Source organism: Curtobacterium sp. TC1 (assembly GCF_019844075.1).
GTDB lineage: Bacteria > Actinomycetota > Actinomycetes > Actinomycetales > Microbacteriaceae > Curtobacterium.
The window spans coordinates 2,052,654-2,077,287 of the sequence record NZ_CP081964.1 but is presented as its reverse complement, the minus strand read 5'-3'; the positions used below and the strand labels follow the sequence as shown (position 1 = coordinate 2,077,287).

Genomic DNA, 24,634 nt, shown 5'->3' with positions numbered 1-24,634 from the left:
TCATCACAAGGGCTGCTGGCCGGTTCCGGCGATGTCCACAGCCGGCACACCGAGTTCGTGCGCCAGGAACGTCCACATCCACGACAGCGCGACGGTGTTCGTGAGCCCCGGGACGCCCTGGGCGATCTGGGTCGCGACGCCGTCGCTGTACGCCGCGAGCTTCAGGGCGACGGTGTCCGGGTCGGCGGGCTCGGCGCCACCCCGGAACACCCCGGCATCGGCGCCGCGGCGGATCACCCGGACCAGGCAGGCCTCCCAGACGCGGATCCGTTCGGCGTACTCGGCGGCCACCTCGGGCCGACGGACCACCGCGGTCCAGTAGTCGGACCAGATCCGCCAGTGCTGCCGGACCTGCTCGGTGTCGCCGAACAACGGGGCGACGAGCATCCGCAGCGCCTCGACGGGGTCGGGTTCGGCGTCCACGGCGATGACGATCGCACCGTAGAAGCGCTCGGTCTCGAGCACGACGACCTCGTTGAGGATCTCCGCCACGCTGCCGAAGTGGTAGGTCACGGTTCCGACGGACACCCCGGCCTCGGCGGCGATGTCCCGCAGGCCCGTCGCCCCGACGCCGTTGCGGACGATGACGGCGCGGGCGGCCTCGACGATCATGGCGCGCCGGACGGCGGGACGCTGCCGGACCCGCGGTGCCGCGCCCGCCGCCTCCGCGCCCGCCGCCTCCGCGGCCGCGCCGGTCATGCCGAGGTCCGCGGGACGTCGTCGACGAACGTCTGTTCGGTGACCAGGACCTCGTCCACGTCGGGGCCGCCGTCACGAGCCCAGGCACGGACGGTGTTCACGACGTGGAAGGCGTCGGCGTCGGCGGTGACCTCGGACGACGTCTCGAGCCGTGCCGTCCACTCCGGCTTCGCCAGGCCGATCGACCAACGCGACGCAGCCACGGCCGAGTTCGGGTCGTCCGACCGGATGCGGTAGGTCTCGCGGGCGTCCTCGCTGAAGACGAGTCCGTCGGGGTACACCCGTCCGCCGCCGTAGCCGGGGTCGACGTCGAGGGTCCACTCCCCCGACTCGACGTCGTGCGTGACCGTGCGTTGCGGCAGCCGCTCGGTCGGTGCCACGCGGTCGATCGCCAGCGGCGTCGACCGCTCTGGCTCGTCGAACCGCACGTCGTCGTCGGTGTCGCGCGTCCAGACCGGCAGGCACACCTCGGACGTCGCCGGGTCGACCGTGAGGGTGGCCTCGGTGCCGTGCGGCCAGACCCAGGGCCAGTACGACGACGAGACCGCGATCCGCAGGCGGTGCCCGGCGGCGAACCGGTGACCGGTCGCGACCAGCTGCACCGGCAGCGACGCGGTCGCTCCCGGGACGAGCGGGTCGTTGCGGTCCATCCCGTCCCGCTTCGCCGCGTTGAGCACCCCGCGGGTGACGAGCGTCGAGGAGCCGTCCGGCGCGACGTCGCACAACCGCACCGTCAGGGTGGCGCGGGGCTCGTCGCTCGTGACCGACAGCGTGACGACGACGTTGCCCAGCAGGTCGAACGCCTTGCCGACGGGCAGGTCGAAGCAGACGGATCGGCCGTCCTCGGCACGCTGGTCGGGTGGCAGGTCGGTCGCGTTGCCGAACGGGAAGAACCGGCCGGCGTCGGCACCGGTGTGCTGCGGCGAGCGGACGACGACCGGGCCGTCGCCACCGCCGCGGAGTGTCGCGAGGGGCAGCACGCGCCGGTGGGTCGCTGCTGAGGGCCATGCTTCGGCGCCGACCCACCGACCCCGTCGGGACTCGTAGTACGTCGCCGGTGCTTCGCCGTCGTTGATCCAGGCCCGCAGTGCGGGGTCCTGCTCGACCCCGGTGTCCTCGTCCCGCAGCCAGCGGTCCCACCAGCGCAGCGTCTCCTGCAGGAACCCGATCGACGGGCCGGGTGCGAGACCGCGGTCCGGGTACTGGTGCGACCACGGCCCCACGATGCCCTTGACCGGGGACTGCACGTTCGACACCAGTCGGAGCACGGTGTCGCGGTACGGGTCCGCCCAGCCGCCGACGGCCAGGACGGCTGCCCCGATGTTCCCGTACTCCTCGGCGGCGCTCCCGTGCCGCCAGTAGTCGTCGCGCTCCTGGTGGGACAACCACACCGGCGTCATCGGCCGGTTCGCCTCGAGGCGCTCGCGCCACCGGTCGACCCAGCCGCTGCCGACGACCTCGGGCCGCGGTGGTCGCGAGTTGAACGCGAACATCGTCGCGCCCCACGCGGCCATGTCGATGCCGAGCACCGCACCGCCGACGTAGTGCACGTCGTTGTCGTACCGGTCGTCGGTCGAGCACACCGTGACGATCGCCTTGAGGGCCGCTGGTGCCCGCGCAGCCAACTGCAGGGCGTTGAACCCGCCCCAGGAGATGCCGAACATGCCGACGGCGCCCGTGGACCACTCCTGCGCGGCGAGCCAGGCGATCACGGCCTCGCCGTCACGGAGCTCCTGCTCGCTGTACTCGTCGTCGAAGAACCCGTCCGACGAACCGCTGCCCCGGATGTCGACCCGGACCGACGCGTACCCGTGCTGGGCGTACCAGGGGTGCCGCTCGGAGTCGCGGGGCGCGGTCCAGTCGTCGAGCCGGTACGGCAGGTACTCGAGCAGGACGGGCACCGGACCGTCGGGCGACACCGGTGACCAGATCCGGGTGTGCAGCCGGACGCCGTCGGGCATCGGGATCCACTCGTCGCGGACGGTCACGCCCTCGGGCAGCGAACCCGTGTCGCCGATGGCGGTGAAGGTGGCGGGAGTGGCCCCGTCGGTCATGCGTCCTCCCAGTTGCGGGTGCGGTGTCCGTCGCCGTGGTCGGTCCAGCCCTCGGCGTGCTTCCAGCGCGGCACACCGTCACCGACGTCGGGCAGCACGGTGCTGCCCGGTTCGAGCGTCGCGGCGAGCAGCGTCGACGTGTACGGGTGGTTCGGGCCGGTGAACACCCGCTCGGTCGGTCCGATCTCGACGATCCGGCCGCCGGTCATCACCGCGACCCGGTCGGCGACGCCCCGGACGACGGCCAGGTCGTGGCTGATGAACAGGCAGCTCAGTCCGCGCTCGCGCTGCAGGTCGGCGAGGAGCGCGAGGATCCCGGCCTGCACCTGCACGTCGAGCGCGGTGGTGATCTCGTCGGCGATCACGAGCGAGGGCCCGGCGGCGAGGGCGCGCGCGATCCCGACGCGCTGCCGCTGCCCACCGGACAGCTGGGCCGGCAGCCGGTCGGCGAACTCCGGTCCGAGGCCGACCTGGGTGAGCAGCTCGCCGACGCGCTGTCGTGAGGAGGCGCCCGTGAACAGCTTGAGCGGACGCCCGATGGCCGCCCCCACGGTGCGCCGCGGGTTGAGCGAGGTGTCGGCGTTCTGGAACACGAGCTGCACCGCGCGCCGCAGTGCCGCCGTCCGTCCGGCGATCGGCTCGCGCAGGTCGCCGCTCGTGGTGCCGTCGTCGTAGGCGAAGGTGCCGGACTCGGCGGGCACAAGCCCGGCCAGCGCCGTCGCGAGCGTCGACTTGCCGCTGCCGGACTCGCCGACGACGGCGAGCGTCTCGCGCTCGGCGATCGTGAACGAGACGCCGTCGACGGCGGCCGGCAGGCCGCGGGCGTAGCGGATCACCAGGTCGTCCGCGGTCACCACGAGACGGGCGGAGCGGTCGGGAGGCACGGTGCCGGTGGTCGTGGAGTCGACCGTCTCCGGGGCGGTCGCGTCCTCGGGCACGTGCCCCGGTCCTCCCGGCCGCCGCCCGTCCGACACCGCGGCCAGCAGGGCGCGCGTGTACTCGTGCTGCGGGGCGGCGAAGAGCGCCGCCGTGGCGGCGTGCTCGACGATCTCGCCGTCGCGCATGACGGCGATCTCGTCCGCCATCGCGGACACGACGCCGAGGTCGTGGCTGACGAGCAGGACCGCCATGCCGAGCTGCCGGCCGAGGTCCGCGATCAGGTCGAGGACGGCTGCCTGGGTGACGACGTCGAGCGCCGTCGTGGGTTCGTCGAGGACGAGCACCCGGGGGCGGGCCGCCACGGCCATCGCGATCGCGATGCGCTGCTGCTGCCCGCCGGAGAGCTGGTGCGGGTAGCGGCGGACGATCGTCTCCGGGTCGGGCAGCCGGACCAACCGGACGAGTTCGAGGACCCGTTCCGGGCCGTCCGGCTCACGGTGCGCGCGGAGGGCCTCGCGGATCTGCTCGCCGACGCGCATCGACGGGGTGAGGGCCTGGCCCGCGTTCTGCGCCACGACGGACGCGACGCCACCGCGGAGCTCGCGCCGGCCGGACGGCGACAGCGCGAAGACGTCGTCACCGCCGACGCGGACCGAGCCGCCGACGATCGTCGAGCCGGCACGGAGGTGTGCCAGCAGCGTCCGGGCGACGGTGGACTTGCCGCTGCCGGACTCCCCGACCAGGCCGAGGGTGCGGCCGGCGGGGATCGCGAAGGACACGCCCCGGACCACGGGGACCAGGCGCTTGCCGGCAGCGTAGGAGATCGCGAGGTCGTCGACGCGGACGATCGGGTCCGGTGCGGTCGCCGTCGTGGCCGACGCGGCGCTGGTGTCGGTGGCGGTCATGCGCTCACTCCCTGCTTGGCGCGGTCGACGCCGAGCGACTTGCTCAGGCCGTCGGCGGCGAGGTTGAGCCCGATCACCAGGGTCGCCAGGGCGACGATCGGCGCGAGCGTCCCGAGCGGGACGACGGTCAGGGCGGTGCGGTTCTCCTGCACCATCAGGCCCCAGTCCGGATTCGGCGGGTTCGCGCCGAACCCGAGGAAGGACAGCGACGCGACGAGCAGGACGATCCACGAGGCCCGCATGGCGTACTCGACGAGCACCACGTCGAGGACGTTCGGCAGGATCTCCCGGAACACGATCGACAGCGCGCGTTCACCACGGGCTCGGGCTGCCGTCACGTAGTCCTGCGTGATGACGGTGCGGGCGGCACCACGGACGACGCGGGTCACGGCGGGCGCGTAGACGACGGTGACGGCGAGGACGATGACCCAGAGCCCGGCGTCGAAGACGGTGACGACGACGAGCAGGGCGAGGATCGACGGCACGCTGAGCAGGGCGTCGACGACGCGCATGACGGCCTCGTCGAACCAGTTGTCCGCGTACGCCGTGATGCAGCCGAGCACGGTGCCGACGGCCACTGCGATGGTCGTGGCCAGGAACGTCACGAGCAGGGCGTACCGGCCGCCGTTGAGGGTCCGCGACAAGACGTCACGGCCGTACTGGTCGGTGCCGAGCCAGTGCGTCCAGGTCGGTCCGGCGAGGACGTCGCCGGCGTTCGTGGCCACCGGGTCGTGCCCGGCGATGACCGGGGCGAGGAGTGCGAGCACGACGTGCAGGGCGATGAGGCCGAGACCGATGCTCAGCGCGGTCGAGCCGCGCAGGGGCGCGAGCGCGCCGGCGAGGACGGCGCGTCCGGGGCGGCGAGGGGCGATGGCGGTCATGCGGCGGCCTTCCTGGTGCTGCGCGTCGGACGGGTGCGCGTGCGGGGTCGCCGCTGGCGGGTCCGCAGCTTCGGGTCGAGCGCGAGCGCGACGAGGTCGGCTGCGAGGTTGCAGACGACGTAGATGACGGCGCTGAGGAGCGCGATCGCCTCGATCGTCGGCAGGTCGCGGTTGAAGACCGACTCGAGCATGAGCTTGCCCATGCCCGGGTAGTTGAAGACGTTCTCGACGACGACGACCCCGCCGAGCAACCAGGCGACGTTGAGCGCGACGACGTTCAACGTCGGCAGGAGCGCGCTCGGCACCGCGTGCTTCCAGACCACGCGGCGCATCGTCAGGCCCTTGAGCTCGGCCGTGGTGACGAACTCGGATGCCATCACGTCGATGGTCGAGGACCGCGCGGTGCGGACGATGTAGGCGGCCATCGCGAGGGTGAGCACGATGATCGGCAACCAGATCGTCGGCAGCAGCTCGCCGACGGTGGCGTCGCTCCCCCGCAGCACGACGGCGGGGAAGACCGGCAGGCCGATCGCGAAGAGGAGCACGAGCACGGTCGCGACCATGAACTCGGGAACGCTCATCACGACGAGGCTGACGATCGAGATGACCTTGTCGGACGGGCGACCGCGACGGACCCCGGCGAGGACGCCGAGCGTGAGGGACACGGTGACGCCGACGAGCATGGCGGGCACGGCGATGAGCATGCTGTTGCGGAAGGCCGTGAACAGCGTCGGCGCGACGGCCTCGCCACTGACGAGCGAGGTGCCGAAGTCACCGTGCACCGCACCACCGAGCCACTGCAGGTAGCGGAGCCACACGTTCTGGTCGAGGCCGAGGGTCTCGCGCAGCTGCTTGACGGCGTCCGGCGTGGCGTTCTGCCCGAGCAGCTGCTGCGCGACGTCCCCGGGCAGGGCCTGCACGGCCAGGAACACGAAGAGCGAGGCGAGCACCACCGTCAGCACGGCGATGCCGACCCGGCGGAGGACGGGGACGAAGACGTCCGACGGCGTGTTCGTGGTCGTCATCGGCGCAGTCCGATCCGGAGGTAGTCGAACTCGAAGCCGTACTCCGAGTAGTTCACGACGTCGCGGGAGAGCCCCACGAGCCGGTCGCCGAACATCGGCGTCATGTCCGCCCCGTCCTCCACGACGAGCCGTTGGGCGTCCTGGTAGAGGCTGAGGCGCTTGGCGTCGTCCATCTCGGCGCGGGCGTCGTCGAGCAGCCCGTCGAAGGTCTCGTTCGACCACGCGCTCTCGTTGTAGGAGGACCCGGTGCGGAAGATCTGGTTGAGCAGCTGGTCGATCGGCCGACCGGTGAACCAGTAGCTCACCATGAGCGGCTTCTGCATCCAGATCTGCGTGTAGTACGAGTCCGAGCTCGCGTTGCGGACCGTCAGGTGGATGCCCGCATCGGCGACGGCGTCGCGGTAGGCGACCGCCATCGGCGTGAACACCGACTCGTAGCTGGACGTGTAGATCGACGTCCGGAACCCCTCGTGGCCGGCCTGCTTGAGCAGCGCCTTCGCCTTGTCCGGGTCGTACTCGCGGTGGTCGTCGACGAACGCGGCGAGCTGCGGCGGCACCGGGTTGTCCCACCCGGGCGAGCCGGTGCCCTGCAGGGCGGTGTCGACGATCTGCTGCGGGTCGTAGGCGAGCTTCATCGCCTGACGCACCCGCGGGTCGCTGAACTCGTCGCTCGTGGCGAGCATCGGGATCGTGTACCACTGGGCGTTCTTCGACCGGGCGACGGTGGCGCGGTCGGAGGCCGACACCACCCGCGCGGTCGCGAAGTCCAGGTTCGTCTGCGAGATCAGGTCGATCTGCCCGGCGAGCAGCGCGTTCACCCGGGCTGTGGTGTCCTGGATCGAGTAGAAGTCGATGCCGTCCAGCGCGGGGCGGCCGGCGAAGTGGTCGTCGAACGCCTCGACGCTGCCGGCACCGGCGGGCGTGAACGACGAGAGCCTGAAGGGCCCGGTACCGATCCCGGTTCGGCCGATGTCGGCGATCGCGGCCGCCGGCACGATGTAGCACTGGTAGGCGGTCAGCAGCGACGGGAACTCGGCGTTCGGCTTGGTCAGCGAGAACCGCAGCGTGTACGGGTCGGTCGCGCGCATCGAGTCGGCGTCCATCACCTCGCCGAGGACACCGGCCTGCGGGCTGCCGGTCTTCTCGTCGAGGATGTGCCGGATGCTCGCGATCGCGTCGTCCGCGGTGAAGCGCGACCCGTCGTGGAAGGTCACGCCGCGACGGAGCGAGAACGTCCACTCGGTGCCGTCGGCGTTCGCGGACCACTCCTCGGCGAGGTCGGGCACCGTGGTGCCCTGTTCGTCGAGCTTGACGAGCCGGTTGTACAGCGCGCCGAGGTACTCGTAGGCCGACAGCGAGCTGGCGGAGTCGAGCGTCTCGGCGGCCGAGGCGGCCGGGCGCGCGATGCGCAGACGACCGCCGCGTCGGGCCACACCGGTGGCCGCCGCCTCGGGGATCGTGGGGGTGCCGGCGTTCGCACCGGAGCTGCACCCGGTGAGCGTGAGCAGGCCGAGGCCGGCGAGACCGGCGGCACCGGTGAGGAGCGCTCGACGGCTCGGGCCGCGGGCGTTCCGGGGTTCGGGGACGATGGGCTGCATTCGGGGTGACCCCTCCTGTAATCGTTCCGGTGAACGATAGAGGGAGACCGGCGATCCCCCAAGTCCTGGCCCCCGTCGGCCCGAGTGTTTACGAAGTCGTTACACGGACGCCCTCGGTGCGGTGCATGATCGGAGCATCTCGTCCGAGGAGGATCATGGCGACGTTCACCAGGGGGTTCGGTGGCCGCCGGGCCGACCGCGACGACACCCGCCTCCCGCCCGGCCAGACCCTGGTGCGCGACTGGCCGGTGCTGTCGGCCGGAGCCACACCCGAGATCGAGCCCGAGTCGTGGACCTTCTCGATCCGCACGGAGAACGGGCTGCACACCTGGACGTGGGAAGAGGTCCAAGCGCTCGGTGTCGAGGACGTCACCGTCGACATCCACTGCGTCACCCACTGGACCAAGCTCGACATGCCCTGGCGCGGCGTCCCCCTCGACCGCCTGTTCGAGGACGTCGAGACCTCGCTCGACTTCTGTATGGTGCACAGCACCGGTGGGTACACGACGAACGTCCCGCTCGACGAGCTGCTGGACGGCAAGGCGTGGATCGCGTTCGAGGCCGACGGCGAACTGCTCGAGCCCGAACACGGCGGACCGGCCCGCCTGCTCGTGCCGCACCTGTACTTCTGGAAGAGCGCGAAGTGGGTGAGCGGGATCGTCATGCAGGCGGAGGACGAGCCGGGGTTCTGGGAGAACGCGGGGTACAACCTGCACGGCGACCCGTGGAAGGAAGAGCGGTACTGGTGACGGTTCCCGACACCGACCAGTCCACCGACCTGGAGGCCCGGATCGCGCCCGCCGGTCGGCCCGCGCCCCGCAGGCGGCCGGCCTGGCACCCCGCGACGGTCGCGTCGGTGGAGCGTGAGACCCCCAACGCACGTCGGATCGTCCTCGACGTCCCGACGTGGCCGGGGAACGAGCCCGGCCAGCACCTGGACCTCCGGCTCACGGCCGAGGACGGCTACCAGGCCTCCCGGTCCTACTCGATCGCCTCGGCCGGCGACGGCACCGACGTCGTCCTCGCCGTCGACCGTGTCGAGGGCGGCGAGGTGTCCCCGTTCCTGGTCGACGCGGTCGAGGTGGGCGACGCGCTCGAGGTGCACGGTCCCCTCGGCGGATGGTTCGTGTGGCGTCCCGGCGGGTCCACCCGGCCGGTGCAGTTGATCGCCGGCGGATCGGGCATCGTGCCGCTCGTCGCCATGGTCACCGCGCACGCCGAGGCCGAGGACCCCGCACCGTTCCGCTTGCTCGTCGCCGTCCGGACTCCCGACGACGTCTTCTTCCGTGCAGAACTCGACCGGGCCGTCGGCTCCGAGGCCCCGCTCGAGGTCACCACCGTGTACAGCCGAACCGCTCCCCCCGGGTCCGACGTGCCCGCGGGGCGGCTGACCCGCGACGCCCTCGCCACCGCGGTCTTCCCACCGGACGTCGGCGCGCTCGTCTACGTGTGCGGGTCGACGCCCTTCGTCGAGCAGGTGCTCCGCTGGCTCGCCGAGCTCGGGCACGACACCACCGACGTCCGTGCCGAACGCTTCGGGGGCAGCTGATGACGGTCGTGGACGGCAACGCGCTCGCGGGCGTCCTGTCGGAGGTGCTCGGTGCGGAACCGACCGTGACGGTGCTCTGCTGCGGGGGCTGCGGCTCGCTCGGCTCGGTCGCGCGCACCGCGGTCTACCGCACGGCGATGGGCTCCGTCGCCCGCTGTCGTGACTGCGACACCGTGCTCGTGACGGTCGTCGAGGCCGGGGCGAACCGGTGGGTCGGACTGCCGGGTACCCGGGCCGCAGCGGCTTCACTACCCGAGCGACTCGGTGAGAGCAACCCGTAGCGGCGTGTCCTGCGGAGTTCTTGCGGCTTTCCGCACGACCCGAACTGGGGTCCAATCCGTGGACGGCGATGCTCCGGATGACTCTCCGGGACATCGCCGGGCCACCCACCCGGCGTCTCCACCCGGGGCAGTGCGGCCTCTGCGTCCGGCGGGCGCGGGTACCCGAAGCCTGCGCCCCCGGATGCGCCGCGTGCGGCGCCCGGAGACGACAGAACCCCCGGTGCTGCTCCGTCGAGCAACCCCGGGGGTCCTGTTCTGTCCGAGCGGATGACGAGATTCGAACTCGCGACCCTCACCTTGGCAAGGTGATGCGCTACCACTGCGCCACATCCGCATTCGCACGCCGTGTCGGCCGTGCGGAGTCGACTGTACCCGATCCCGGACCGACCGACGTGTTCTGCGGCGAATCCGGGCGTGTCCGGCGGACTCGGGGCGCGGTGCTGCCGGCGCGGGCGGTCCTCAGGCGGGGAGGAGTTCGATCGGTGCATGAGCTACGTGCACGACAACCCGGGTGGGACCGAAGCCCACGGCGTCGACCTGATCGACGGCGACGCCCCCGCCATCCGCATCCTGGTGCACGGCGACCTGCCGACCACGATCGAGCACGAGGGGCGGACCTGGCTCGCCACCGGGGGCGCGCACGACGACGGGGACGACCAGGCTCCGCCGATCGCGATCTACCGGCCCGTCTGAGCGACGCGCGGCGACGAGCGGATCAGCTGCGCGGCTTCGAGACCCGCTGACGCGAGACCCGCTGACGTCAGTGTCCGCGCACGTCGCCCGTCAGGATCGCGTGCTCGGCGCCGGCCGACAGTTCGTCGTGCAGCGCGTCCGCGAAGAACTCCCCCGCCCCGAGGCTGATCAGGTGGGTGAGCGCGCCACCCACGTCCGTCAGGCCGGGGTTCCACTCGTCGTGCAGGGACGCACGGACGTGTCCTGACTCGTGCACGATGACGGCGCCGATGTGGTCGTGGCTGTCGCCGACCTCGAGCACGGCGTCGTACACGACGGGCTCGGTGTCCTCGCCGAGCGGCTCCAGGTGCACCTCACCGATGCCGGGCCACTCGGTGCGGAACACGGGCAGGTCCGGTGCGTGCAGGTGCGGTGCGCGTTCGTCGGTGACGGACTCGACCTCGCCGGACGTCAGGTACTCGTCGACGACCTCGTGGATGCGGTCGTGCAGTCCGGGCTCGTACTGCCACCACCGCTGGTGCACGGCGCGGAGCCAGTCCTGCGTCGCGGCGTCGGCCGAGGCCGAGGTCCCGACCAGCTGCGGCGCCGTGCCCGGCGAGCCGACGACCTCGAGCTGCTCGTCGTGCGTCTCGACGGTGATGGACCCCGTGGTCTCGTCGGGGTGCACGCCGTGCACGTCCTCGGGGGCGGCTGCCCAGATGCTCGCCGGCAGCTTCGGCGGCAGGTCGAACGCCACCGCGATCGCCGGGCGCGCCAACGCCTCGTCCAGCGCGTCGCCGAGGTGCACCTCGTCCGATCGGGAACCCATGACGACGCCGCCGGCCGGGGGTACGGCGGCCAACCGCTCCAGGTCCTCGTGGTCCGCGTTCATCGATGCGAGCACGGTCGTGTCCGCCCACTGGACGAACTCGCCGGCCGCACGGTCCTGGTCACCGAACGGCACGTTCCAGACCGAGGGGTCCGCGAGCACCCACGATGCCGAGCGGCCGGCGGGACCACGCCGCACGGCGTCGACCAGGGCGGGGACGAGCCCGGGCAGCGCGCGGTAGGCCGGACGCACGGTGACCCGGTCCAGCGCGAGCAGGTCCGGCTTGCCGAGCATCTCGGCTGCGTGCGTCTGCAGCGACAGGAAGGTCTCGCCGGTGGCGTCGGGGACGACGATCGCGGCGGCGAAGTCCCCGTCGACGTCGGACACCTGGTAGCCGAGCACCAGCGCCTCGACCGACTCCGGCGACCGGCTCGTGTAGGCGGTGACCTCGGCGACCGACACCGCCTCGGCCTCGTCGTCGGTGATCGGCACCCGGACGTCGATCACCCACCGGTCGACGTCCTGCCCGGGGTAGGCGTCGCCGTCCTCGTCGGAGATCGTGATGTGCACGAGTCGCAGGGAACCGTCCCAGGCATCGTGGACGTGCTGGGCGATGGCGGCTTCAGGGTCGTCGGTCACGGACGCCACCGTACCGGTGGGGGCACGGTCGTGCGGTCACGGACCGGCCGCGACCATCGCGTCGACCGTCCGCATCGCGGTCGCCAGGATGGTCAGGACCGGGTTGACGCCGCCGTTCGTGACGTGCACCGAGCCGTCGGTGACGCGCAGGTTGTCGTGCCCCCACACCCGGCCGGACGGATCGACCACCGACGTCGCCGGGTCCGCCCCCATCCGGAGCGTGCCGGCCTGGTGCTGTCCGCCGCTCGTGCCGTGGACCGGGCCGTGCAGCTCGGCGACGCGGGTGGCACCGGCGGCTCGCAGCCAGTCGCCGCTGCGGGCGCTGGTGTGGTCGCGTGCGCGGACGTCCTCGGGGTGGACACCACCGCTGAACGACGCCACCGGGATGCCGTACCGGTCCGTCACGGCCGGGTCCACCCGGACGCGGGCGTCGGCCGTGGTGACCTCCTGGATCGGCCCCGTGATCCGCAGGCTGCGCCGCGCCAGGTCCCGCATCGCGTGCTTGCCGTCGAGCCCGGTACGTGGGACGAGCCCCGTGCCGACGAGGTACTGGTAGGTGTTCGACGGCGTCGCGATGAACTCGTTCGCCAGGATCCCGCCACCGATCTGCCCGGGCACGCCGTGCCGGTAGTCGGTGGTGGCGATCGACGGTCCCGGTCCGAGACCGTCGTCCACCACGTCGTCGAAGACCCCCATCGCGCCGCCGTAGACGTGACCCTGCAGGTGCCGACCGACCTGGTCCGTGCCGTTGCCGATGCCGTCGGGTTCCTGGTCGCTCCGGCTGTTCAGCAGGAGCCGTGCCGACTCCACCGCCCCGGCCGCGACCACGACCTCGGCCGCGTCCACATCGGTCCGCCAGTCGTGGCCGTCGACCGTGCCGACGATCGTGACGCCGACCACGCGACCCGCGCCGTCCGTCCGCAGCCGGGCGACGCGGGCCTCGAGCACGATCGACGCGTTCCCGGTGGTGAACGCCCGGCTCAGCATCGTGTTCTGGCTGCCGTTCTTGGCGTCGACGGGGCAGGCGAACCCCACGCACATGCCGCACTGCCCGCAGGCCCGGCGGCCCAGGTACGGCGTCGAGTTGATCAGGAGCGGGACGTGCACCGTCGAGATGCCGAGCGCGTTCGCGGCGCCGGCGAGCCGGTCCCGAGCGGCGCCGGACGGCAGCGGTGGCATCGGTCGCGCGCGCGAGCGCTCCCCGGACCACGGACCGTCGACGTCGCCCCCGCTGACCCCGACCTCCCACTCGGCGCGCTCGTACCAGGGCTCGAGTTCGTCGTAGCCGAACGGCCAGTCGGCCAGGCTGCTGCCGTCCGGCACCCCGTACGTCGACGCCATCGTGAAGTCCCGCGGTCCGAACCGCCACGCCTGTGCGCCGTAGACCCGGGTGCCGCCCCCGGCCGTGGCCGCGTTGTTGTGCCACCCCGGCGACGACGGCCGGAGCACCAGCAGCTCCCGCCCGTCCGCCACCGTGCGCGGGTTCCCGACGTCCGACGGCCCGGACAGCGGTGCCACGCCCCAGCTCGACCGCGGGTTCCGGATGTGGTCCCGGCTGAGGTCCGCGGTGCCGGGCCACCCACCGGCCTCGACGACGAGCACGCGCCGCCCGGACTCGGCGAGCCCGCACGCGGCGACGCCCCCGCCGGCGCCCGACCCGACGACGACCGCGTCGTACCGGTCGGCCAGCTGCGACGGGTGCACGACCGAGGGGACGGCGGTCGACACCGGGACCGGCACGCTCCAGCCGTCCGGCGGACCGGGCTGCCACCCCACCATCTCCCAGGACCGCTCCCCCGCGTTCCCGCCGTTGCCTGCGTCGGCGTAGTAGCCCGCGGCGACGAGCTCGGCGAACCAGGTCCAGTCCGGATCCTGCTCGTCGGCGGCGCCGTCGACGCCGTCGTGGTCGTCCGCGTGCTCGACGACGACCCGGAGGCGGTCCAGCCAGTCCGGCCGGTCGACCAGGATCCCGGCCAGGAAGGCGAGCGCGCCGGCCTCGGACGCCGACGGGTACTCGTCCGCCGGCACCACCCGGTCGACCAGGGCGCGGAGCCGTTCGTCGTGCGTGCGGAGGAACTCCTGGGCCGCCGTGGCCGCGTGGTCCGTCATCGGTCCTGCCTCCCGGGCGGCGCCGGTGCCGCTCACGAGCACCGTAGCGGACGCGGCGGGGTCCGGGTCGGGCTCAGCCGCCGATGCCCTCGAGGTCGAGCAGGTCGTCGTCGCTCAGCACGACGGCGGCACCCTCGATGTTCTCGCGCAGGTGCGCCCGCGACGACGTGCCCGGGATCAGCAGGATGTTCGGGGACCGGCGCAGCAGCCATGCCAGAGCGACGGACATCGGCGTCGACCCGAGCCGTGCCGCCACGGTCGAGAGCACCTCGGACTGCAGCGGAGAGAAGCCACCGAGCGGGAAGAACGGCACGTAGGCGACTCCCTCGTCGGCGAGACGGTCGATGAGCGGATCGTCCTGCCGGTTGGCAAGGTTGTACATGTTCTGCACCGACACGATCGGTGCGATCCCCTGCGCTTCGGCCACTTGGTCCGTCGTGGCGTTGCTCACGCCGAGGTGCCGGATGATGCCCTGCTGCTGCAGGTCGACCAGCGTCTCGAAGGCCGAGGAGATCGGCCCCGCGACCGGACCGTTCGCGTCGCCCAGCCGCAGGTTGACGAGGTCCAGCACGTCGACGCCGAGCGTCTCGAGGTTGTCGTCGACCTGCGCACGCAGTTGGTCGGGTTCCCGAGCAGTCGGCCAACCGCCTCGGGCGTCCCGCCGCGCGCCGACCTTGGTCGCGATGACGAGGCCGTCGGCGTACGGGTGCAGCGCCTCGTGCAGCAGCTCGTTGACGACACGGGGGCCGTACGTCTCGGCGGTGTCGATGTGCGTGATGCCGCCGGCGACCGCGTCCCGGAGCACGGCGACGGCCTCGTCGTGGTCCTTCGGCGGCCCGACGACCCACGGACCGGTGAGCTGCATCGCGCCGTAGCCGAAGCGTGCCACCGGCCGGTCGCCGAGGGTCCAGGTGCCGCCCGGCAGGCGAGGGGTGGTGGTGGTCATCGGATCTCCTTCGAGGACTTGTGGAGCGGTTGCTCCTGTTCCACTCTTGACGAACTGCTTCCCGTTCGGAAGGAGTTACCCAGAAGTGCGTTGCTACCCGAGGCGCCCTGTGCCGACCACGACCGCCGCCGAGCGACGAGCTGACGCCAAGGCGCAGTACAACGCCTACCTGGCAGCCTGCCCGAGCCAGCAGCTGCTCGCACGGGTCTCCGGCAAGTGGGTGACGCTCGTGCTGTCGGCACGCGGGAGCGGCCCGGACTGCGACGGCGACCCGAGGCCGATGCGGTACTCCGAACTCGGTCGCGTCCTGGCGGGCGTGAGTCCGAAGATGCTGTCGCAGACGCTGAAGTCGCTCGAACGCGACGGTCTCGTCGTCCGCACGGCGACGGCGACGGTGCCCGTGACGGTGACGTACGAACTCACGGATCTGGGGCTCTCGCTGCACGGCACCGTGCGGCAGCTCAAGCGCTGGTCGGAAGCCCACCGCGACGAGGTGGCCGCGCACCAGGAGCGCTACGACGTCACCGGCTAGCCTCCGGCGCGCTTGCACCGGACGTCCGGCGGGACGTATGGTCTTCCCAGAGGGCAAAACGCCTCGTCGCCCCGGCGGCCTGGCACCCACACGCGGTCTCGGACGAGTCGCCACTTCTTCTTCGAAGGAGTGCACGTGTCCACCCGTTCCCCCGCCCGGCTCCGCGACGCCGGGATCGCCCTCGCCGGCCTGTCCGCCGTCTTCCTGTTCGAGATGCTCGACAACTCGGTGCTGAACGTCGCCCTGCCCACCATCGGCCGAGAACTCCACGCGTCGACGACCGGCCTGCAGTGGGTCACCGGTGCCTACTCGGTCGTGTTCGGCGCCCTCATGCTCCTGTTCGGCGCGGTCGCCGACCGGTTCGGCCGACGTCGGGTCATGCTCATCGGTCTGGTGCTGCTCGCGCTCTCCGCCCTGGCGACCACCCTCGTCACCACGACCGGCGAACTCGTCGCGGTCCGCGCGCTGATGGGGCTCGCAGCGGCCATGACGACGCCCGGGTCGATGGCCCTGGCCTTCCGGCTCTTCGACACCGATGCCCTGCGCGTCCGCGCCTTGACGGTCATCTCCACCGCGGGCCTCGTCGGGCTCGCGGTCGGACCGACGGCGGGCGGCTTCGCCCTCGCGGTGGCACCGTGGCAGGCCTTGCTCCTGGTGAACGTGCCGATCGCGGCGCTCGCGTTCGTCGGCATCCGGACCGGCGTCCCCGCTGACCGACCGGAGGACCTGCACCCCGACCGGATCGACGTGACCGGCGCGCTGTTCGGCACCACGGCCCTGGTCGGTGCACTCGGGACGCCCACCCTCTTCGCGGAGGCGAGCAGCGCCTCCTGGCCGGGGTGGACCGGGGTCGTCGTGACGGCCGCGGCGGTGGCGGCCTTCGTGCAGCGGGAGCGCACCGCGGCACAGCCGCTGCTCGACCTGCGCCTGCTCGCCCGTCCGCTCGTCGCCAGCGGTCTCGCCTACAAGGCGGCCTCCGGACTCGCGGTCTCCGGCCTGTCGTACCTGGTGACGCTGCAGCTGCAGTTCGCCTGGGGCTGGTCGCCGGCGCTGGCCGCGGCGGCGACGCTGCCGCAGGTGGTGGTGCTCCTGGCCTCCGGACGGTTCGTCGGCCCCTTCGTGCAGCGGGTCGGCCTCGGCCGCGCGGCCTGGCTGAGCGCCGGTGCCGTTGTGGCCGGGCTCGCGCTCTTCACCATCGGCGGGCGTGCCGGGTACGGCTGGGTCGCCGGGGCACTCGTCCTGGTCGCCGCGGGCATGCGGGTCGTCGGGGTCGTCGCCGGCAACAACGTGCTCCGGGGCCTGCCGTCGAACCGGACGTCGGTCGGTGCGGCGCTCGTCGACACCTCGAGCGAGCTCGCGACCGCGGTGGGCATCGCGGCGACCGGGACGGTGCTGGCGCTGCTCGTGCCCGGCAGCATCGCGTCGACGTCGTGGACGGCGGCCCGGCTGGCCGCCTTCGAGGGCGGGATCACCGTGGCGGGCGTGGTCCTGACGGTCGTCGCCGCGCTGCTCGTCGGCATCGGGATGGCACGTGCGCGGACCCGCGCGGGCACGCCGGTGGCCGAACCGGCTCAGACGGCGCTGTAGCCGCCGTCCGCGACGAGGACCGACCCGGTGATGAACGACGCCGCGTCGCTCGCCAGGAACACGACGCTCGGCGCGATCTCCTCGGGCAGGGCGAACCGCTGCTGCGGTGCGTCCTCGATCCAGTACCGCCGGAACTCCGGGGAGTCCACCGGAGCCATCTCGGTCTTCACGTACCCCGGGGCGACGGCGTTCACGCGGATCCCGTACTGCGCCCACTCGACCGCGAGCGACTTCGTCAGGTGGTGCACGGCGGCCTTCGACGCGTTGTACGCCGGCTGCCACTGCGGCCGGTTCACGATGAGGCCCGACATGCTGCCGATGTTCACGATCGAGCCCGACCCGGCGTCGCGCATGTGCGCGCCGATGGCGGTCGACGTCTTCCAGAGCGCACGGACGTTCAGGTCGAACACGTCGTCCCACTCACTGTCGGGGACGTCGAACGCGTCCCGGTGGTGGCACGTACCGGCGTTGTTCACGAGCACGTCGATCCGACCCAGGCTCGCCATCGCCTCCTCGGTCATGCGCGTCACCTGCGCGCCGTCGGTGATGTCCGCCGTGATGGTGACGAAGTGGTGGCCGGCGTCCGCGGCCTCGGCGGCGACCCGGGCGTTCCGGTCCGCCGACCGCCCGACGATGGCGACGCGGGCACCCGCCTCGGCGAGCCCGAACGCGAAGGCCCGGCCGAGTCCCTGGTTGCCCCCGGTGACGAGGGCGGTCCTGCCGGTGAGGTCGAACAGAGAAGTCATGTGGCGGGCGCCTTCCTCGGGTGGTCGACGCCGTGCACCGCGTCGACGCGGTACTGCCCTGCGTACACCCTCGAGCGCTCCGCCTCCCGACCCGGCGGTGGCGCCCGTCGCCCATCATTCCGGCACGTGCTCGGTGGTGCCCGCCCTAAGATGATCGCGTGCCGACGAGTCCTGATGATCGCTTCCGGTTCTTCGACACCCTGGTGCGGGCCGAGATCCGGCTCTGGGGCGCGGTCGACGGGGCGGTCTCCGAAGCCACCGGGACGAACCTCGGACTGATCACCGCGCTGCGCACGATCGACGAACTCGACGGGTCCGCTCGGGTCCAGGAGGTCGCCGACGAGATCGGGATCACGGTCGGGGCCGCGAGCAAGATCGTCGACCGGCTCGAGCGCGCCGGACTGGCCGAGCGCGTCCCGAACCCCGCCGACCGCCGGTCTTCCCTGCTCCGGATGACGAAGCCCGGACGGAAGACGCTCGCCGACGGGCTCCGCGCCGCGCGACAGGAACTCGGCCGCCGCACGGACACGATCACGCAGGCGCAACTCGACGCGACGACCACAGCCCTTGCTGCCCTCGCGGACGCCTTCTCGGTCGACGACTGAGACGACGGAGTAGTATTACTCCACGGAACATTCCTCCACGGAATGCGCCGAGATCCGACGCCGCCGTGGAGGCCGAAGAGGAGCACACATGTCCCGCGCCGAGAACGGCAAGGTCGCCCTGGTCACCGGAGGCGGACAGGGCATCGGACAGGCGATCGTCGAGCGGTTCCACGCCGACGGGTTCGCGGTCGCGATCGCCGACCTCAACATGGACACAGCGAACGCGGTCGCCGAGGGACTCGGAGGCAAGGCCGGCAGCGCGATCGCCGTCCCCGTGAACGTGTCGGACCGCGACAGCGTGTTCGCTGCGGTGGAGACCACCGTCCGCGAGCTCGGTGGGTTCGACGTGATCGTGAACAACGCCGGCATCGCACCGCAGTCCCCCATCGAGGACATCACGCCCGAGAGCCTCGAGAAGATCTTCTCGATCAACTTCAACGGCGTCGTCTGGGGGACCCAGGCCGCGGCGAAGGCGTTCCGCGAGCTGGGTCACGGTGGGAAGATCATCAGCGCCGCATCCCAGGCAGGACACGAGGGCAATCCGGGCATCGCGCTGTACTCCGCCACCAAGTTCGCGGTCCGTGGCTTCTCGCAGACGGCTGCGAAGGACCTTGCGCAGTTCGGCATCACCGTCAACACCTACGCGCCGGGGATCGTCCGCACGCCGCTGATGGCGGACCTCGCGAAGAAGACCGCCGAGTCCGCTGGGCAGCCGGAGGAGTGGGGTTGGAAGCAGTTCACCGACGGGATCACCCTCGACCGCCTCGCGGAGGCGAGTGACGTGGCGAACGTGGTCGCCTTCCTCGCCGGTTCGGACTCGGACTACATCACCGGGCAGTCGATCATCGTCGACGGCGGCATGGTCTTCAACTGAGTTGCCGGGACCGACGCGCGTCGATCACGGAACGCGTCAGCCCACAGGACGGGAGGCCCGGTGCCAGCTGGGACCGGGCCTCCCGTCCGTCACACAGCGGACCGGACCCGTCGGAGCGCGGCAGCGGGGTGCGATGCCGGCAGCCGTGAGCCGGCGCCGAGCAGACGGTCCCGTAGCGTCACGCCGGGACGGACGTCCGTGGGCAGCATCCCGGCGACGCGGAGTGCCGGCGCGACCCAGTCGACGAAGTCGTCGTAGGTCTGGGGCGTGACGTGCGGCTGCACCAGGAACCCGTCAGCGTCCGTCTGGTCCACGAAGGCCGCGACCTGGTCTGCGATGCCGGGGCCGTCGCCGACGAAGACCGTTCCGTTGATGCCGTTGTCGCGGTACTCCTCGAGTACCTGTCGGACCGTCTTCCGGCGACCCGACGCGGGGTCCATGAACCGGTCGACCGAGGACTGCCCCTGTTCTGTGCGCAGGTCGGGCATCGGTTCGTCGAGTGGCAAGGCGGTGAGGTCGATCCCTGTGACCCAGGCGTAGGTCGTGGCGGCCTGCTCGAGGGTGGCGAGCGCGACCATCTCGGCGCGTTTGTGCTCGGCCTCCTCAGTCGTTGCCGCCGCGACGAAGTGTGCGCCGACCAGGAACCGCAGGGCGTCCGCGCCGCGACCGGCCGCTTCCGCTCGGCGACGGATGTCGACGATCTGGTCGCGGATGAGGTCCGCGTCGCCACCACCGATGAAGATCACTTCGGCGTACCGTGCCGCGAAGTCACGACCGGCCACCGATGTACCGGCCTGCAGCAGGAGCGGGGAGCGTTGCGGCGAGGGCGGGATGCCGAAGACGCCACGGGAGCTGAGGTGGCGGCCCGCGTACCTGACCGCGCGGACGCCGTCCGGCCGGGCGTACACGCCGGCGTCAGCGTCCTCGACGAGCGCATCGTCGTCCCACGACCCCTCCCAGAGCCCCAGACAGATCGCGAGGTGGTCCTCGGCTTGTGCGTACCGCTCGTCGTGCGCGATCATCGGCTCGCCGAAGAGCTCCGCGGAGGAAGCCTGCGCTGCACCGGTGACGATGTTCCAGCCGATGCGTCCACGTGTGAAGTGGTCGAGGGTGCCGTACCGTCGCGCAACCGATGCGGGACGCTCGACCGTGGTCGACGACGTGACCACGATGCCGAGGCGTTCGGTGGCGGCCGCCACGGCGGAGACGACCGTGATCGGGTCCGCCATCGGGATGTACATCGCATCGGTGAGCGCGGTCGGGATGACCTCGCCGTCGATCATCGGGTAGCCGTACGAGTCGGCGAAGAAGAGGAAGTCGAACCCGCCCTCCTCGAGTCGCTTGCCGAGCCCCGTCCAGTGGTCGAGGTCGAGGTACCGGACGTCGGTGTTGCCGGGCACGCGCCAGCTGGCCCCGATCGTGCCGTTGGGGTTCATCGTCTGGAACGCCCCGAGGATGAGGTCCTTCATGCGGTTCGCCAATCCTGTTCGTGTTCGTGTTCGGGGATCCTTCGCGGGTCCCGGATGAGTGCTCCGGTCTCCCGGCGCCAGTCCTCCCGGCGCGGGTCGTCGGTCGCGAGCCATGCCGCGTCGAGGGACGCGGCGGCGACGGCGGCCGTGGTCTGACGGTCCCAGCCCCAGGTCCGGCTCGCGAGCCGGTACTCCTGCGCGGAGTCCGTGTGGAACATCGCTGGGTCGTCGGTGTGCAGCGACACCTGCACCCCGGCGTCGCGGAGCTGCTGGAACGGGAACGCCGACGCCGTGGGGAAGAGCCCTGGCAGCATCACGAGGCAGCTCGACAGCGCCATGGTCACGGGTGTGCCCGCGTCGGCGACCCGCCGCTGCAGGTCCGGCCGCCCGCCGAGCTCCCACGCGTGGTCGATGCGGTCGAGGCCGAGTTCCAGGACGTCGAGCACGTCCTGGGCCTTGTTCGCGTGCGCCGTGGTCCGCAGGCCGGCGTCGCGCGCACGTGCGAACACCGTTGCGAAGTCACCGAGCGCGCGCGACGGTGATCCGTCGTTGCCGATCCCGAGGACGGGCACGCCCCGTCGGCGCGCCGCGAGCACCTCGGTGAGGGCGTCCGTGGCCACGTCGGGTCCGCTGTTCCGATCGGTCGCGAACACGATCCCGCCGCTGAGTCCGGTCCGGTCGGCCATTTTCGCGAACGCATCGCCCACGGCGTCCAGGAACGTCGCGGTCGGGAGTCCGCCGACCCGGCTCTCGACGTGGTTCACCGAGAGTTCGACGTGCCGGCAGCCGGTGTCGACGGCGTTCCCCAGGACGTGCAGCGTCGCCGCATGCACCCGCTCCGCGGTGCGGAGCTCCGCCGCGAACTCGTGGTGGCGCACGAAGAAGTCGGGGACGTCGGCGTAGTCCCAGCGCCGCTCGGACCGCACCCCATCGGTCCCGCCACCGACGAACGAACGGCGGAGCGCACCGGTGAGGTGCATGTGCAGTTCGGCCCGTGGCAACCGCCTGGCCAGGACGTCGAGCAGGTAGGACTCGTCCGGCTCGCCGCGCCCCTCCGCGGTCCAGTCGTTGTCGACCGGTGTCGCGGTGTTCACAGCACCTCGCTGCGTTCCGAGGCGCTGTGCGTGAGCTGTTCGAGCAGGAGCAGTTCGCTGCGTCGGAACTCGTCCGTCTCCATGTACGACAACGGACGCGGTCGCGGCTCTGCCTGCTCCAGTACCGTCCGCACGACGGCCGGCCGGTTGGACAGCACGTGCACCCGGTCCGACAGGAACAGCGCCTCGGGTACGTCGTGCGTGATGAGGATGACCGACAGTCCGTCCCGGACGCAGAGGTCGGCGAGCCAGAGCTGCAGCTCCGTCCTGGTCAGGTAGTCGAGCGCGCCGAACGGTTCGTCGAGCAGCAGCACCGGCCGGTCCTGGACGATCGTCCGGAGAAGCGCCACGCGCTGTCGCATGCCGCCGGACAACTCGAACGGGTACGCCCTCGCGCGACCGCCCAGCCGGAACGTGTCGAGGAGGCCGCGGACCCGGTCGCGGGCGTCCCGCTTCGACGCTCCTTGGAGCACGAGCCCGAGCGCGGCGTTGTCCTCCACAGTCAGCCACGGGAAGAGCAGGTCCTCCTGTGGCATGTACGCGGAGAACGGCTGGCCGCCCGTCGTGGGCCCCGTGTACCGCACGCTGCCGGACGTGGGCGCCACGAGTTCGGCGAGCACGTTGAACAGGGTCGACTTGCCCGACCCGCTCGGTCCGACGACCGAGACGAACTCGCCTGGCGCCAGCTCCATCTCGATGTCGCGCAGCACCTCCGTGCGCTGGCCGCCCGGGGCGGTGAACGACTTCGCGACGTGCTCGATCCTGAGCAGCGGTTCACTCATCGCTGCACCGCCTTCCTGCGCCGTTCCCACGGCATGACGAGCGCCTCGACGACGTAGGAGAGCGCGAAGAGCGCGAGTCCGATGACGATGCTGATCACCACGGCCGCGAAGACCAGGTCGGTCCGGAAGAGGTTCTTCTGCAGCTGCATGTAGATGCCCAGACCGTCCCGGGCACCCACGTACTCACTGAAGATCGCCGACACGACGACGAAGCTCGAGACGATCCGGAGCCCGGTGACGAAGTGGCCGAGGGCGCTCGGGACACGGAGCCGGACGAACACCTGCCACGTCGACGCACCCATCGACCGCATCAGGGTGACCGCCTTGGGGTCGGCTCCGATCAGCCCTTGCAAGGTCGAGATCGTCATCGGGAGCATGCTCACGATCGCGACGAGCAGGATCTTCGGGCCCGAGTCGAAGCCGAACCAGATCACGAACAGCGGTGCGAGCACGACGATCGGTACGGACTGCGCGGCGATGAGCAGTGGCAGGAGCGTCTGCCGGAGCGGTGCGACGAAGGTCAGGGCCGATGCGGCGACGACCGCGACCAGACACGCGGCGAGCAGTCCCAGGACACTGATGGTGAGGGTGGGCACCGTCGCCGCAGCGAGTGCGGCACGCTCTCCCCAGCCGCTCGTGACGACGCGCACCGGGGACGGGAGGACCGTCGGGTCGACGTCCCCGACGGTGGTCACGATCTGCCAGATCACGAGCAAGCCGACGAGCGTCGCCGTCGGAGCGACGACGTTCACGGCGCGAGAGCGGGACGACGCGGCGCGAAGCCGCGCAGCGCCAGTACCGGAGATGACCCGGACTTCGCGATCGGGTGCAGTGGTCTGGCCGACCAGCGCAGTGTCGGTCATCGCAGGTACTCGTTCGTGACGAGGTCGGAGACGTCGTACGCCTTGAGCACCTTCCCGGTGCTGTCCTTGAGCAGGCCCTGCTCGATCAGCCAATCGGCGTTCTCCTGCCAGCGGTCGACGCTCTGGGAGTTCACGACGCCGTCCTCGCTGCGGTAGAGATCCTCCGTCTGCTCCCTGCTCACCACGTCGACCACCTTCCGGTCGAGGTCCTTGGGCCAGGTCTTCATGAGGGCGTCGTCGGCGGCATCCGGGTCGTCCAGAGCGGCCTCGTAGCCCGCCTGGAACGCGTGCATGAACTTCTTCGCGACGTCCGGATGCGCCTTCAGGTACGAGTTGCTGGAGATGACGACCGTCGCGTAGCCGTCGGGCACCCCGTAGTCGATCGGATTCCACGTCGTCACCTTCGGGCCCTGCAACCCGAACTCGGCGATCTCGTTCGGGAACGACAGCACGGTGTCGACCCGCTCCGACTTGAGCGCGTCGAAAGCGGCGGTGCTCAGTGTGACGGCGTCCGCGTCCTTCGTGCCGCCGTCGTGCTCGATCATCTCGTTCACGACGGCGACCTCCATCGGCGAACCGAAGCCGCCGTACACCTTGCCGGCGAGCTCCTTCGGCGATGAGTACCCGGCCGAGGCGAGGGTCGTGAGCACGTAGGGCGAGTGCTGGTAGACCGCTCCGAGGGACACGAGGTCCGAACCGGCTGCGTCGGCGAGCAGCGCCGTCCGCACGTCGGTGGCGAACCCGAGCTGTGCCTGCCCCGACGACACCAGTGCCTCCGGAGCCGTCGAGCCCCAGGGCAGGAGGTCGACCTCGAGTCCTGCCTTGCGGAACAGGCCGTGCTGCTGCGCGTACGCCAGTCCGTTCAGGTCCGGGTCCGGCAGGAAGCTCAGGGCGAAGTCGATCTTCGTGAGGCCGCCGTCCGTAGATGCGGAGGGCTTGGAAGCGCACCCGGCGACGACGACGGCGGACACAGCCACCATCGTGACGACTCCGAGGATGCGTCTGGGGCGACGACT

Annotated in this window: 23 protein-coding genes and 1 tRNA gene; 8 read left to right on the top strand and 16 right to left on the bottom strand. The window is 71.6% G+C overall.

From position 1 onward, the window contains the following. Positions 1 to 3 precede the first annotated feature (3 nt). The 6 genes from KZI27_RS10960 to KZI27_RS10935 are packed head-to-tail and all read right to left on the bottom strand — an operon-like array spanning position 4 to position 8,041. The gene (locus KZI27_RS10960) at positions 4 to 699 is read right to left on the bottom strand and encodes a TetR/AcrR family transcriptional regulator (protein WP_261783867.1); all 696 of its coding nucleotides are present in this window, start codon (positions 697 to 699) and stop codon (positions 4 to 6) included. Further along, positions 696 to 2,753 (bottom strand): CocE/NonD family hydrolase, encoded by a 2,058-nt coding sequence (locus tag KZI27_RS10955; protein ID WP_222657678.1) that lies wholly within the window; start codon positions 2,751 to 2,753, stop codon positions 696 to 698. Before KZI27_RS10955 ends, KZI27_RS10960 begins: the two co-directional genes overlap by 4 nt. After that, on the bottom strand, positions 2,750 to 4,537 hold the full coding sequence (locus KZI27_RS10950) for an ABC transporter ATP-binding protein (RefSeq protein WP_222657677.1): 1,788 nt from the start codon (positions 4,535 to 4,537) through the stop codon (positions 2,750 to 2,752). The genes KZI27_RS10955 and KZI27_RS10950 overlap by 4 nt, the downstream gene beginning before the upstream one ends. Then, positions 4,534 to 5,418, bottom strand: a complete 885-nt coding sequence (locus KZI27_RS10945; protein WP_222657676.1) for an ABC transporter permease — start codon at positions 5,416 to 5,418, stop codon at positions 4,534 to 4,536. The genes KZI27_RS10950 and KZI27_RS10945 overlap by 4 nt, the downstream gene beginning before the upstream one ends. Continuing rightward, positions 5,415 to 6,443, bottom strand: coding sequence for an ABC transporter permease (locus tag KZI27_RS10940; protein WP_222657675.1), 1,029 nt, complete (start codon positions 6,441 to 6,443; stop codon positions 5,415 to 5,417). The genes KZI27_RS10945 and KZI27_RS10940 overlap by 4 nt, the downstream gene beginning before the upstream one ends. After that, complete coding sequence (locus tag KZI27_RS10935) at positions 6,440 to 8,041, bottom strand: ABC transporter substrate-binding protein (protein WP_222657674.1); 1,602 nt, start codon at positions 8,039 to 8,041, stop codon at positions 6,440 to 6,442. Before KZI27_RS10935 ends, KZI27_RS10940 begins: the two co-directional genes overlap by 4 nt. A gap of 155 nt (positions 8,042 to 8,196) precedes the next feature. Here KZI27_RS10935 and KZI27_RS10930 point away from each other — a divergent pair, with 155 nt between their 5' ends. Genes KZI27_RS10930 through KZI27_RS10920 form a run of 3 tightly spaced genes read left to right on the top strand, consistent with a single transcriptional unit; the run spans position 8,197 to position 9,871 of the window. Beyond that, positions 8,197 to 8,790: a molybdopterin-dependent oxidoreductase gene (locus tag KZI27_RS10930; protein ID WP_222657673.1), complete on the top strand. Its 594-nt coding sequence runs from the start codon at positions 8,197 to 8,199 to the stop codon at positions 8,788 to 8,790. Then, positions 8,787 to 9,590, top strand: a complete 804-nt coding sequence (locus KZI27_RS10925) for a ferredoxin reductase (RefSeq protein WP_222657672.1) — start codon at positions 8,787 to 8,789, stop codon at positions 9,588 to 9,590. The genes KZI27_RS10930 and KZI27_RS10925 overlap by 4 nt, the downstream gene beginning before the upstream one ends. After that, positions 9,590 to 9,871: a DUF6510 family protein gene (locus KZI27_RS10920; RefSeq protein ID WP_222657671.1), complete on the top strand. Its 282-nt coding sequence runs from the start codon at positions 9,590 to 9,592 to the stop codon at positions 9,869 to 9,871. Before KZI27_RS10925 ends, KZI27_RS10920 begins: the two co-directional genes overlap by 1 nt. Before the next feature lie 262 nt (positions 9,872 to 10,133). On the opposite strand, the gene KZI27_RS10915 is transcribed toward KZI27_RS10920, so the two are convergent. Next, a tRNA-Gly gene (locus KZI27_RS10915) sits at positions 10,134 to 10,205 on the bottom strand. Positions 10,206 to 10,357: 152 nt separating this feature from the next. On the opposite strand from KZI27_RS10915, the gene KZI27_RS10910 reads away from it, so the two are divergent. After that, positions 10,358 to 10,564: a hypothetical protein gene (locus KZI27_RS10910; RefSeq protein ID WP_123312674.1), complete on the top strand. Its 207-nt coding sequence runs from the start codon at positions 10,358 to 10,360 to the stop codon at positions 10,562 to 10,564. A gap of 67 nt (positions 10,565 to 10,631) precedes the next feature. On the opposite strand, the gene KZI27_RS10905 is transcribed toward KZI27_RS10910, so the two are convergent. From KZI27_RS10905 to KZI27_RS10895, 3 genes are all read right to left on the bottom strand, one after another. Beyond that, on the bottom strand, positions 10,632 to 12,011 hold the full coding sequence (locus KZI27_RS10905) for a hypothetical protein (protein WP_222657670.1): 1,380 nt from the start codon (positions 12,009 to 12,011) through the stop codon (positions 10,632 to 10,634). 36 nt (positions 12,012 to 12,047) lie between these two features. Continuing rightward, positions 12,048 to 14,120 (bottom strand): GMC oxidoreductase, encoded by a 2,073-nt coding sequence (locus KZI27_RS10900; protein WP_222657669.1) that lies wholly within the window; start codon positions 14,118 to 14,120, stop codon positions 12,048 to 12,050. A 73-nt stretch (positions 14,121 to 14,193) separates the two neighbouring features. Continuing rightward, positions 14,194 to 15,066: an oxidoreductase gene (locus KZI27_RS10895; RefSeq protein ID WP_315971193.1), complete on the bottom strand. Its 873-nt coding sequence runs from the start codon at positions 15,064 to 15,066 to the stop codon at positions 14,194 to 14,196. 109 nt (positions 15,067 to 15,175) lie between these two features. Between KZI27_RS10895 and KZI27_RS10890 the strand changes: the two genes are divergently transcribed. Beyond that, positions 15,176 to 15,598 carry a winged helix-turn-helix transcriptional regulator gene (locus KZI27_RS10890; RefSeq protein ID WP_222657668.1) on the top strand — a complete coding sequence of 141 codons (423 nt, stop codon included), beginning with the start codon at positions 15,176 to 15,178 and terminating at the stop codon, positions 15,596 to 15,598. A 135-nt stretch (positions 15,599 to 15,733) separates the two neighbouring features. Continuing rightward, positions 15,734 to 17,185 carry an MFS transporter gene (locus tag KZI27_RS10885; RefSeq protein WP_261783866.1) on the top strand — a complete coding sequence of 484 codons (1,452 nt, stop codon included), beginning with the start codon at positions 15,734 to 15,736 and terminating at the stop codon, positions 17,183 to 17,185. Here KZI27_RS10885 and KZI27_RS10880 read toward each other — a convergent pair. Continuing rightward, a complete protein-coding gene (locus KZI27_RS10880) occupies positions 17,170 to 17,931 on the bottom strand; it encodes an SDR family NAD(P)-dependent oxidoreductase (RefSeq protein ID WP_222657667.1) in 762 nt (253 codons plus the stop codon). The genes KZI27_RS10885 and KZI27_RS10880 overlap by 16 nt on opposite strands. 158 nt (positions 17,932 to 18,089) lie before the next feature. Here KZI27_RS10880 and KZI27_RS10875 point away from each other — a divergent pair, with 158 nt between their 5' ends. Beyond that, positions 18,090 to 18,536 carry a MarR family winged helix-turn-helix transcriptional regulator gene (locus tag KZI27_RS10875; RefSeq protein WP_111084087.1) on the top strand — a complete coding sequence of 149 codons (447 nt, stop codon included), beginning with the start codon at positions 18,090 to 18,092 and terminating at the stop codon, positions 18,534 to 18,536. Between the two features lie 88 nt (positions 18,537 to 18,624). Continuing rightward, positions 18,625 to 19,410 carry a (S)-acetoin forming diacetyl reductase gene (locus KZI27_RS10870; protein ID WP_111084088.1) on the top strand — a complete coding sequence of 262 codons (786 nt, stop codon included), beginning with the start codon at positions 18,625 to 18,627 and terminating at the stop codon, positions 19,408 to 19,410. An 89-nt stretch (positions 19,411 to 19,499) separates the two neighbouring features. Here KZI27_RS10870 and KZI27_RS10865 read toward each other — a convergent pair whose 3' ends face one another. The 5 genes from KZI27_RS10865 to KZI27_RS10845 are packed head-to-tail and all read right to left on the bottom strand — an operon-like array spanning position 19,500 to position 24,589. Next, entirely contained in the window at positions 19,500 to 20,879 is a 1,380-nt protein-coding gene (locus tag KZI27_RS10865; RefSeq protein ID WP_222657666.1) for an NtaA/DmoA family FMN-dependent monooxygenase, read from the bottom strand. Then, positions 20,876 to 21,973: an adenosine deaminase family protein gene (locus KZI27_RS10860; protein ID WP_222657665.1), complete on the bottom strand. Its 1,098-nt coding sequence runs from the start codon at positions 21,971 to 21,973 to the stop codon at positions 20,876 to 20,878. The genes KZI27_RS10865 and KZI27_RS10860 overlap by 4 nt, the downstream gene beginning before the upstream one ends. After that, positions 21,970 to 22,755: an ABC transporter ATP-binding protein gene (locus KZI27_RS10855; protein ID WP_222657664.1), complete on the bottom strand. Its 786-nt coding sequence runs from the start codon at positions 22,753 to 22,755 to the stop codon at positions 21,970 to 21,972. Before KZI27_RS10855 ends, KZI27_RS10860 begins: the two co-directional genes overlap by 4 nt. Continuing rightward, positions 22,752 to 23,618, bottom strand: coding sequence for an ABC transporter permease (locus KZI27_RS10850; RefSeq protein ID WP_222657663.1), 867 nt, complete (start codon positions 23,616 to 23,618; stop codon positions 22,752 to 22,754). Before KZI27_RS10850 ends, KZI27_RS10855 begins: the two co-directional genes overlap by 4 nt. Beyond that, the gene (locus KZI27_RS10845) at positions 23,615 to 24,589 is read right to left on the bottom strand and encodes an ABC transporter substrate-binding protein (protein WP_222657662.1); all 975 of its coding nucleotides are present in this window, start codon (positions 24,587 to 24,589) and stop codon (positions 23,615 to 23,617) included. The genes KZI27_RS10850 and KZI27_RS10845 overlap by 4 nt, the downstream gene beginning before the upstream one ends. Positions 24,590 to 24,634 lie beyond the last annotated feature (45 nt).

Bases quoted from the DNA above. Each gene is read 5' to 3' on its own strand.
- KZI27_RS10960 (WP_261783867.1), bottom strand. From the start codon at position 699: ATGACCGGCGCGGCCGCGGAGGCGGCGGGCGCGGAGGCGGCGGGCGCG.
- KZI27_RS10955 (WP_222657678.1), bottom strand. From the start codon at position 2,753: ATGACCGACGGGGCCACTCCCGCCACCTTCACCGCCATCGGCGACACG.
- KZI27_RS10950 (WP_222657677.1), bottom strand. From the start codon at position 4,537: ATGACCGCCACCGACACCAGCGCCGCGTCGGCCACGACGGCGACCGCA.
- KZI27_RS10945 (WP_222657676.1), bottom strand. From the start codon at position 5,418: ATGACCGCCATCGCCCCTCGCCGCCCCGGACGCGCCGTCCTCGCCGGC.
- KZI27_RS10940 (WP_222657675.1), bottom strand. From the start codon at position 6,443: ATGACGACCACGAACACGCCGTCGGACGTCTTCGTCCCCGTCCTCCGC.
- KZI27_RS10935 (WP_222657674.1), bottom strand. From the start codon at position 8,041: ATGCAGCCCATCGTCCCCGAACCCCGGAACGCCCGCGGCCCGAGCCGT.
- KZI27_RS10930 (WP_222657673.1), top strand. From the start codon at position 8,197: ATGGCGACGTTCACCAGGGGGTTCGGTGGCCGCCGGGCCGACCGCGAC.
- KZI27_RS10920 (WP_222657671.1), top strand. From the start codon at position 9,590: ATGACGGTCGTGGACGGCAACGCGCTCGCGGGCGTCCTGTCGGAGGTG.
- KZI27_RS10910 (WP_123312674.1), top strand. From the start codon at position 10,358: ATGAGCTACGTGCACGACAACCCGGGTGGGACCGAAGCCCACGGCGTC.
- KZI27_RS10900 (WP_222657669.1), bottom strand. From the start codon at position 14,120: ATGACGGACCACGCGGCCACGGCGGCCCAGGAGTTCCTCCGCACGCAC.
- KZI27_RS10895 (WP_315971193.1), bottom strand. From the start codon at position 15,066: ATGACCACCACCACCCCTCGCCTGCCGGGCGGCACCTGGACCCTCGGC.
- KZI27_RS10880 (WP_222657667.1), bottom strand. From the start codon at position 17,931: ATGACTTCTCTGTTCGACCTCACCGGCAGGACCGCCCTCGTCACCGGG.
- KZI27_RS10870 (WP_111084088.1), top strand. From the start codon at position 18,625: ATGTCCCGCGCCGAGAACGGCAAGGTCGCCCTGGTCACCGGAGGCGGA.
- KZI27_RS10865 (WP_222657666.1), bottom strand. From the start codon at position 20,879: ATGAAGGACCTCATCCTCGGGGCGTTCCAGACGATGAACCCCAACGGC.
- KZI27_RS10855 (WP_222657664.1), bottom strand. From the start codon at position 22,755: ATGAGTGAACCGCTGCTCAGGATCGAGCACGTCGCGAAGTCGTTCACC.
- KZI27_RS10850 (WP_222657663.1), bottom strand. From the start codon at position 23,618: ATGACCGACACTGCGCTGGTCGGCCAGACCACTGCACCCGATCGCGAA.